This window comes from Synechococcus sp. WC101, from assembly GCF_047461555.1.
In the GTDB taxonomy this organism is placed as follows: Bacteria; Cyanobacteriota; Cyanobacteriia; order Thermostichales; family Thermostichaceae; genus Thermostichus.
Genome location: NZ_JANSHG010000245.1, coordinates 1 through 2,444 on the forward strand (window position 1 = coordinate 1; position 2,444 = coordinate 2,444).

Sequence of the window (2,444 nt, forward strand, 5' to 3'; positions counted from 1 at the left end):
GATCGTGGGCAGTGCCTTTGTGCAACGGCTGGCCAAGGCCCCCACCCCCGCCCAAGGGCTGCAACAAATTGCCCACTTCTGCCGGGATCTCAAAGCTGCCCTGCAAGGCATAGGTACCCCGCAACATTGACTGCTGCAGTGTGTGGGCAAGAGGCTTGCCTTTATCTCAAAACAAGTGAAACGAATGTTTACATTTTTTTACTGCCCTCGCCGACCAGTTTCTGGCCTGCTGACCCAACAGAGCCAGAGGATTGGCGGCCAAGCAGACACTCTGGTGCCTGTTTATTTGTAAATCTTCACAAAACACTCATCCCTCCCACGCTATAAAATTGACCTGGATGCTCGGCTGTCTGAAAGTCGCAGAGGTTCTTGACCTGTCTCAAAATCTGGGGCTTCGGTGGGGGTAGTTTTGAGCAACCCGCTCCACAGGATCCCCGGTTTTTGGGCAAGGAGGATCCCGCAAACAACAGAGTTTGGGATCCCACTTTTGAGAGGTTCAGCCAGTCGCCCATCGCTTTTTGGAAAGACCAGAAGGAGATCCATCATGCAAGACGCCTTTACCCGGGTGATCGCTCAGGCAGATGCACGCGGTGCCTTTTTAAGTGATCAAGACTTCGACCGTCTGGCGGCTTTGGTGGCAGAAGGCAACAAACGCCTGGATGCTGTCAACCGCATGACCAGCAACGCCGCCCAAATCGTAACCAACGCGGCTCGTTCCCTGTTTGCCCAGGAGCCGGATCTGATCGCCCCTGGCGGTAATGCCTACACCAACCGTCGCATGGCCGCCTGCCTGCGGGACATGGAGATCATCTTGCGCTACATCACCTACGCCACCTTGGCGGGGGATAGCTCGGTGCTGGAAGATCGCTGCCTCAACGGCCTGCGGGAGACCTACATTGCGCTGGGGGTGCCCACCAGCTCCATGGCCAACGCCATTGCGGCCATGAAGAAGGAAGCCCTGGCCAAGATCATGGATCCGAACGGCATCACCCCTGGCGACTGCTCGGCGCTGCAAAGCGAGGTGGCCAGCTACTTCGACAAGGCGGCTGCCGCCATTGTTTAAGTTAAAAGCGGTCGTCCCTCTTTAAAGCTCCGTGAGATCGCCTAGATCCCTTTTTTCCGACAGGCAGACAGGCATTCCCAACTTGGAGGAGTGCCGGCTGCTCAACTAAGACTTTTGCTAACAGTCAACGCATTTAGGAGTTGCAAGGTGAAAACTGTCATTACCGAAGCGATTGCCGCTGCTGACAATCAAGGGCGTTTTCTCAATGCCAGCGAGCTGCAGGCCGTTAATGGTCGTTACCAGCGCGCTGCTGCCTCTCTGGAAGCGGCCCGTGTCTTGACCCAAAACCAACAAACGCTGGTGCGCGAAGCGGTGCAGGAAGTGTTCAAGCGCTTCCCCTACCTGACCCAGCCGGGCGAAATGGGTCACGGCGATGTGTTTCAGGCCAAGTGTGCCCGCGACATTGGCTACTACCTGCGCTTTATCACCTACTCGCTGGTTGCAGGCGGCACGGGCCCCCTCGATGAATACCTGGTGGCGGGCCTGCGGGAGGTGAACCGCTCCTTTAACCTCTCCCCGAGCTGGTACATTGTAGCTCTGCAGCACATGAAGAGCCGTGCTCTGGGCATGCTGAAGGGCCAAGCGGCGAACGAAGCAGCCATTTACTTCGACTACGCCATCAACGCCCTTAGCTAAGGGATGCCAGAGTAGAGATCCCGTTTTTGGGGGAGCAATCTCTTTCTTCGTCTTCCAATTGAGTGCCCCTACAGAGCAGGCAGCAGCCCAAGTGGAGCTGAGCTGGTCGTTTCCAGGTTTTCGGCGCCGCGGCTCTCTTCGAGCCAGCTAGGTTGTCTGCCTGCTTCCCAAGCTTTTGTGCCTGGGTACAGTTCTGCCTCTAGAGGTGGCTTTTGCGGCCTCTCTGGCGGTCAGGAGGTCTTCGTGCCCAGGTGCCGCACAAAGTTGAACTCGACTCGGGGGAAAAGGATGTTTGGTCAAAGCACCAGCGGCCCTGAAACTTTGACGGAAGCCGGCAGCCGGGTTTACAAGGTTGAGTACACTGGCCTGCTCAACCCACCCGATGCTCTGGCCACCTCGGCTAAGGTGCGTCGCAGTACCATGAGCATCACAGTTCCTTACAGCCGGCTGTCCACGGAGATGCAGCGCATTCTGCGGATGGGCGGCAAAATCGTGCAGGTCACTGCTCTATCGGCGGCCCCTGCCCAGAGCAACGGCGCTGCTGAGTAAGGGATCCCTCTGCTCAACGGCAGTCATCGGCAAGGTGGCCTCGATTCCATGGACGGCTCTGCAAGGGTTCCCATGACATCCAACACGGCGGTGCTGCCCCAGCCGCTCACCTGGGAGCAGGCGATAGCGCGGCTGCAGGGGGATGACCCGCAAGATCGGTACTATGCCGCTTGGTACTTGGGCACGGTTCGGGATC

At 57.9% G+C, this 2,444-nt stretch carries 3 protein-coding genes; all 3 read left to right on the forward strand.

The window, feature by feature from the left end:
• The first annotated feature begins 544 nt into the window (after positions 1-544).
• The 3 genes from NW809_RS11995 to NW809_RS12005 all read left to right on the forward strand — a co-directional run bounded on the left by NW809_RS11995 (position 545) and on the right by NW809_RS12005 (position 2,248).
• Positions 545-1,063: a phycocyanin subunit beta gene (locus NW809_RS11995; RefSeq protein ID WP_011429136.1), complete on the forward strand. Its 519-nt coding sequence runs from the start codon at positions 545-547 to the stop codon at positions 1,061-1,063.
• A 147-nt stretch (positions 1,064-1,210) separates the two neighbouring features.
• Positions 1,211-1,699: a phycocyanin subunit alpha gene (locus tag NW809_RS12000; RefSeq protein WP_011429135.1), complete on the forward strand. Its 489-nt coding sequence runs from the start codon at positions 1,211-1,213 to the stop codon at positions 1,697-1,699.
• 288 nt (positions 1,700-1,987) lie between these two features.
• Positions 1,988-2,248, forward strand: coding sequence for a phycobilisome linker polypeptide (locus NW809_RS12005; RefSeq protein ID WP_011429133.1), 261 nt, complete (start codon positions 1,988-1,990; stop codon positions 2,246-2,248).
• Positions 2,249-2,444: the final 196 nt, after the last annotated feature.